The 7504-nt window shown below is 73.4% G+C and carries 1 protein-coding gene; it reads left to right on the top strand.

Annotation, left to right across the window (positions count from 1 at the left end):
• A partial coding sequence (locus tag ACZ7C5_RS37710) for an SDR family NAD(P)-dependent oxidoreductase (protein WP_470324433.1) occupies nucleotides 1-7504 on the top strand: 7504 nt, incomplete at both ends.

The following is a 7504-nucleotide window of genomic DNA, read 5'->3' as shown; positions in this document are numbered from 1 at the left end:
TCAACCGGATGAACCGGGGCGGGCTGGCCGGTCTGTCGAGTGACGAGGGCCTGGAACTGTTCGACGCCGGCTGGGTGTCGGACCGGGCGCTGCTGGTGCCGATGCGGCTGGACCTGGCCGCCGTGCGGGCGCAGGCCCCGGCCGTGGGCGTGCCGCCGCTGATGCGGTCCCTGGTGCGGGTCTCCTCGCGCCGGACGGCGCAGGCCACGACGGCCGAGACGGGCGCGCTGGCCCAGCGGCTCGTCGGCCTGGTGACCGAGGAGCGCCGCGCGCTGCTGCTGGAGCTGGTGCGCGGCCAGGTGGCCGCGGTGCTGGGCCACCAGGGCGCGTCGGCCGTCGAGCCGGAGCGGGCGTTCAAGGAGCTGGGCTTCGACTCGCTCACGGCGGTCGAGCTGCGCAACCAGCTCGGGACGGCGACCGGTCTGCGACTGCCGGCGACGCTGGTCTTCGACTACCCGAACGCGGTGTCCGTCGCCGAGTTCCTGCTCGGTGAGGTGCTGGGCGAGGAGCCCGAGGTCGTCGAGCCGACGGCCGTCCGCACGGCGATGGACGACGAGCCGATCGCGATCGTCGGCATGGCCTGCCGCTACCCGGGCGGGATCACCTCGCCGGAGGGGCTGTGGCAGTTCCTGCTGGCCGGCGGCGACGGAACCTCGCGCTTCCCGACGGACCGCGGCTGGAACGTCGAGGAGCAGTTCCTCGAGGACCCGGACCAGCCCGGCACCACGTACGCGCTGGCCGGTGGATTCCTGCACGAGGCCGCCGAGTTCGACCCCGCCTTCTTCGGCATCTCGCCGCACGAGGCCTTCGCCATGGACCCGCAGCAGCGCCTGCTGCTGGAGGCCTCCTGGGAGGCCTTCGAGCGGGCCGGCATCGACCCGGCGTCGGTGCGCGGCAGCCGGACCGGCGTGTTCGCCGGCGTGATGTACCACAACTACGCGGCGCGGGTCACCGAGATCCCCGACGGTGTCGGCGGTTTCCTCGGCACCGGCAACTCCAGCAGCGTGGTGTCCGGTCGCGTCTCCTACACCTTCGGCCTCGAAGGCCCGGCGGTGACGGTCGACACGGCGTGCTCCTCCTCGCTGGTCACCCTGCACCTCGCGGCGCAGGCCCTGCGCCGCGGCGAGTGCACGCTCGCCCTCGCGGGCGGCGTCACCGTCATGCCGAACCCGGACACCTTCATCGACTTCGCCCTCCAGCGCGGCCTGGCCTCCGACGGCCGGATCAAGGCCTTCGCGGGCGCGGCCGACGGCACGTCCTGGTCGGAGGGCGTCGGCATGCTGCTCGTCGAGCGGCTGTCGGACGCGCGCCGTAACGGGCACAAGGTGCTTGCGGTGGTGCGGGGTTCGGCGGTGAACCAGGACGGTGCGTCGAACGGCCTCACCGCCCCGAACGGTCCGTCGCAGCAGCGGGTGATCCGCCAGGCCCTGGCCGACTCGGGTCTGACCACGGGTGACGTAGACGTGGTCGAGGCGCACGGGACGGGTACCCGACTGGGTGACCCGATCGAGGCCCAGGCGCTGCTGGCCACGTACGGCCAGGGGCGCGATGGCCGCGAGCCGCTCTGGCTCGGCTCGGTGAAGTCCAACCTCGGCCACACCCAGGCGGCCGCCGGTGCGGCGGGCATCATCAAGATGGTGATGGCGCTGCGCAACGGGGTGCTGCCGCAGACCCTGCACGTGGACGAGCCGACCCCGCACGTCGACTGGTCGGCGGGCGCGGTCGAGCTGCTCACGGAGGCGCGCGACTGGCCGGCGGTCGGGCGTCCGCGCCGGGCGGCGGTGTCGTCCTTCGGCATCAGCGGCACCAACGCGCACGTGGTGCTGGAGCAGGCGCCCGCCGAGAAGGCCGTCCAGGCCGACGAGGTGACGGTCGACGCTCCGGTGTCCTGGGTGCTGTCGGGCAAGTCCGAGGCGGCGCTGCGGGACCAGGCCGCGCGCCTGGCGGCCTTCGTCGGGGAGCGGGCGGAGCTGTCGCCCGCCGATGTCGGGTACTCGCTGGCGCTGTCGCGCTCCCGCTTCGACCACCGTGCGGTCGTCTCCGGTACGGACCGGGACGAACTGCTGGCGGGCCTCGCGGCGGTGGCCGCCGGGGGCGCCGCCGGGGCGGTCGCCTCGGCCGGCGGGCTCGCGTTCCTGTTCACGGGGCAGGGGAGCCAGCGGGCGGGGATGGGGCGTGAGCTGTACGCGGCGTTCCCGGTGTTCGCCGCCGCCTTCGACGAGGTGTGTGCCAGGTTCGAATTCCCGTTGAAGGACGTGGTGTTCGAGGCTTCGGAGCTGCTGGACCAGACGGCGTACACGCAGGCGGCGCTGTTCGCCGTCGAGGTCGCGCTGTTCCGCCTGGTGGAGTCGTGGGGTCTGAAGCCCGACTTCCTGGTCGGTCACTCCGTGGGTGAGATCGCTGCTGCACACGTTGCCGGTGTGCTGTCGCTGGACGATGCCGCGAAGCTGGTGGAGGCGCGTGGCCGGCTGATGCAGGCGCTGCCCGCGGGCGGCACGATGGCGGCGATCCAGGTCACCGAGGCCGAGGTGCTGCCGCTGCTGGCGGGCCGGGAGTCGGAGATCGCTGTCGCGGCGGTCAACGGGCCTTCCTCGGTGGTGGTTTCGGGTGACGAGGCCGCTGTGCTTGAGGTGCTGGAGTACTGGAAGAGCGAGGGCCGCAAGGGCCGTCAGCTGCGGGTGAGCCACGCGTTCCACTCGCCGCGGATGGAGCCGATGCTGGCCGAGTTCCGTGCCGTGGCGTCCGAACTCACCTACTCCGAGCCGAAGCTCGCGGTGGTCTCCAACGTGACCGGTGAGCCGGCGACCGAGCTGACCTCGCCCGAGTACTGGGTGCGCCACGTCCGCGAGGCTGTGCGCTTCGCCGACGGCATCGCCTACCTCGCCGCTCAGGGCGTGACCACGTTCCTGGAGCTGGGTCCGGACGGCACCCTGTCGGCTCTGGCGCAGGAGATTGCCGAGGGCCATTTCGCGCCCGTTCTGCGCAGGGACCGCCCGGAGGCACTGTCCTTCACCCAGGCCGTCACCGGCCTGCACACCCGGGGCGCGGCGCTCGACTGGGACGGTGTCTTCGCCGGTCGCGGCGCGCGCCGCATCGACCTGCCGACGTACGCCTTCCAGCACCAGCACTACTGGCTGCGCGCGACCGCCGCGGCCGGCGACGCGACGAGCCTGGGCCTGGGGAAGACCGGTCACCCGCTGCTGGGTGCGGCGATCGCTCTGCCGGACTCGGACGGCGTCCTGCTGACGGGTCGCCTGTCGCTCCAGTCGCACGCGTGGCTTGCTGATCACGCGGTGTCGGGTTCGGTGTTGGTGCCGGGTACGGGCCTGCTGGAGCTGGCGATCCACGCCGGTGACCAGGTGGGCTTCGGTCAGGTCGAGGAGCTGATGCTCCAGGCCCCGCTTGTTCTGCCCGAGCAGGGCGGTATCGCCCTGCGGGTCTCCGTGGAGGCGGCCGGCGCGGACGGTCTGCGTCCGGTCGCGGTCTACTCCCGCCCGGACGACGCCGAGAACGACGAGCCGTGGACGCGGCACGCGGCCGGCTTCCTGGCGGCCCGCGCCGCCGAGCCGGCGTTCGACCTGTCCGTGTGGCCGCCGAAGGGCGCCCAGCCGGTCGAGGTGGAGGACCTGTACGAGGGTCTGGCCGCCGGTGGCCTGGTCTACGGTCCGGTGTTCCAGGGCCTGCGCGCCGCCTGGCGTGCCGAGGACGCCGTCTTCGCGGAGATCGCGCTGCCCGAGGGCGTGTCGGTCGACGGCTTCGGTCTTCACCCGGCGCTGCTGGACGCCGCGCTGCACGCCGTGGCCCTGGGCGAGTTCGTGGACACGGCCACCGCCGAGGGTTCGTGGCTGCCGTTCGCCTGGAGCGGGGTGTCCCTGTACGCCACCGGCGCGTCCGTCCTGCGGGTGAAGCTGTCACCCGCCGGCACGGACGCGGTGTCCATCGCGACCGCCGACGAGACCGGCTCCCCGGTCGCCGCCGTCGCGTCGATGGCGCTGCGTCCGCTCGCCGCTCAGCAGTCGGCGGGCCGCGACACGGCACACGAGGCGCTGTTCGGGCTGGACTGGTCGGTGCTGGCGCTGCCGGCGGCCGGTGCCGGTTCGTGGGCGGTGCTGGGTGCGGCGGAGGGTGTCTTCGCCGGTGGCACCGGGTATGCCGGTCTGGCGGAGCTGGCCGCTGCCGGTTCGGTGCCGGAGGTGGTGTTCGCGCCGGTCGCGTCGTCCGAGGGCGTTGACGTGGTGGGCGCCGCTCACCGGTCGGCGCTGGAGGCGCTGGAGCTGGTGCAGGGCTGGCTGGCGGAGGAGCGTTTCGCCGAATCCCGCCTGGTCTTCGTGACGCGGGGTGCGCTGGGCGACGAGCTGGCCGGTGCCCCGGTGTGGGGTCTGGTGCGGACGGCGCAGTCGGAGAACCCGGGCCGGTTCGTGCTGGTGGACGCCGACGCTTCGGTGACCCCGGGGCTGCTCTGGTCGGTCCTCGGCTCGGACGAGACCGAGGCCGTGGTGCGCGACGGTGAGATCGTCGTCTCGCGGCTGGTCCGCGCCTCCCGGACGAGCGCGACCGAGGTCGCTCTCGCCGAGGGCGGGACGGTGCTGGTCACCGGCGGTACGGGTGCGCTGGGTTCGCTGGTCGCCCGTCACCTGGTCACCGAGCACGGCGTCCGTCACCTCGTGCTGACCAGCCGCCGCGGCCTGGCCGCCGAGGGTGCGCGGGAACTGGCGGACGAGCTGGTCGAGTTGGGCGCGGCCGAGGTGGAGGTCGCGGCCTGCGACGCCGCCGACCGGGAGGCGCTCGCCGCCCTGCTGGCCACCGTTCCCGCCGGGCACCCGCTCACCGCGGTCGTGCACACGGCCGGTGTGCTGGACGACGGCGTGATCGGCTCGCTCACGCCTGAGCGGCTGGAGGCGGTGCTGCGTCCGAAGGTGGACGCGGCTCACAACCTGCACGAGCTGACCCGTGAGCTGGACCTGTCGGCGTTCGTGCTGTTCTCCTCCGTCGCCGGTGTGATGGGCAGCGCCGGTCAGGGCAACTACGCCGCCGCCAACACCTTCCTGGACGCGCTGGCGGAGCACCGCCGCTCGCTCGGCCTGGCCGCGACCTCGCTGGCCTGGGGTGCCTGGGAGCAGAGCGGCATGGCCGGCGACCTCGGGGACACCAACCTCAACCGGATGAACCGGGGCGGGCTGGCCGGTCTGTCGAGTGACGAGGGCCTGGAACTGTTCGACGCCGGCTGGGTGTCGGACCGGGCGCTGCTGGTGCCGATGCGGCTGGACCTGGCCGCCGTGCGGGCGCAGGCCCCGGCGGTCGGTGTGCCGCCGCTGATGCGGTCCCTGGTGCGGGTCTCCTCGCGCCGGGCGGCCCAGGCGGCGACGGCGGAGACGGGTGCGCTGGCCCAGCGGCTGGCGGGTCTGTCGGCCGAGGAGCGGCGGGCGCTGCTGCTGGAGCTGGTGCGCGGCCAGGTGGCCGGGGTGCTGGGTCACCAGGGCGCGTCGGCGGTGGAGCCGGAGCGGGCGTTCAAGGAGCTGGGCTTCGACTCGCTGACGGCGGTCGAGCTGCGCAACCAGCTCGGGACGGCGACCGGTCTGCGACTGCCGGCGACGCTGGTCTTCGACTACCCGAACGCGGTGTCCGTCGCCGAGTTCCTGCTCGGTGAGGTGCTGGGCGAGGAGCCCGAGGTCGTCGAGCCGACGGCCGTCCGCACGGCGATGGACGACGAGCCGATCGCCATCGTCGGGATGGCCTGCCGCTACCCGGGCGGGATCACCTCGCCGGAGGGGCTGTGGCAGTTCCTGCTGGCCGGCGGCGACGGCATCGTGCCGTTCCCGGCCGACCGCGGCTGGGACCTGGACGGCCTGTTCGACGGTGACACCGACCGTCCCGCGTCCGACTACCTCCTGGAGGGCGGTTTCCTCCAGCAGGCGGCCGACTTCGACCCGACCTTCTTCGGGATCTCGCCGCGCGAGGCGCTCGCCATGGACCCGCAGCAGCGCCTGCTGCTGGAGGCGTCGTGGGAGGCCTTCGAGCGGGCCGGCATCGACCCGGCCTCCGTACGCGGCAGCCAGACCGGCGTGTTCGCCGGCGTGATGTACCACAACTGGGCCTCCCGGCTCACCGAGATCCCGGAGGAGCTGGCCGGCTTCCTCGGCAACGGCAGCGCGAGCAGTGTGGTGTCCGGGCGTGTCTCGTACACCTTCGGCTTCGAGGGCCCGGCGGTGACCGTCGACACGGCGTGCTCCTCCTCGCTGGTCGCGCTCCAGATGGCGACCCAGTCGCTGCGGCGCGGCGACTGCTCGATGGCCCTGGTCGGCGGTGTGACGGTCATGTCCACCCCGGACACCTTCGCCGGCTTCGCCCTTCAGCGCGGTCTGGCGCTGAACGGCCGCTGCAAGCCCTTCGCGGGCGCGGCCGACGGCACCGGCTGGTCGGAGGGTGTCGGCATGCTGCTCGTGGAGCGGCTGTCCGACGCGCAGCGCAACGGGCACAAGGTGCTTGCGGTGGTGCGGGGTTCGGCCGTCAACCAGGACGGTGCGTCGAACGGCCTCACCGCCCCGAACGGCCCCTCGCAGCAGCGGGTGATCCGCCAGGCCCTGGCCGACGCGGGTCTCACCACGAGCGACGTGGACGTGGTCGAGGCGCACGGCACCGGCACCACGCTCGGCGACCCGATCGAGGCCCAGGCGCTGCTGGCCACGTACGGGCAGGGCCGCGAGGAGGGCGAGCCGCTCTGGCTCGGGTCGATCAAGTCCAACCTCGGCCACACCCAGGCCGCTGCCGGCGTCGCGGGCATCATCAAGATGGTGCTGGCACTCCAGGAGGGCGTCCTCCCGCAGACCCTGCACGTGGACGAGCCGACCCCGCACGTCGACTGGTCGGCGGGCGCGGTCGAACTGCTCACGGAGGCGCGGGACTGGCCGGAGCTCGGGCGTCCGCGCCGCGCGGCGGTGTCGTCCTTCGGCATCAGCGGGACCAACGCGCACGTGATCCTGGAGCAGGCTCCGGACAGCGCGCCGGTCGAGGTGGCGGAGGCCACCGTCGATGCCCCTGTCGCGTGGGTGGTGTCGGGCAAGTCGGAGGCGGCGCTGCGGGCGCAGGCCGGGCGGCTGGCGGCGTTCGTGGGGGAGCGGCCGGAGCTGTCGCCGGTGGATGTCGGCTTCTCGTTGGCGGTGTCGCGGGCGCGCTTCGACCACCGTGCGGTGGTGTCGGGCGGGAACCGGGAGGAACTGCTGGCGGGTCTTGCGGGGCTGGCGGCTGGTGAGTCGGGTACGGAGACTGTCGCTTACGGGAAGCTGGCGTTCCTGTTCACGGGGCAGGGGAGCCAGCGGGCGGGGATGGGCCGGGAGCTGTACGAGGCGTTCCCGACCTTTGCCGCCGCCTTCGACGAGGTATGTGCCCGCTTCGAATTCCCGTTGAAGGACGTGGTGTTCGAGGCTTCGGAGCTGCTGGACCAGACGGCGTACACGCAGGCGGCGCTGTTCGCCGTCGAGGTGGCGCTGTTCCGCCTGGTGGAGTC

Source organism: Kitasatospora sp. NPDC036993, from assembly GCF_055607525.1.
This window is presented reverse-complemented; position numbering and strand designations above follow the sequence as displayed.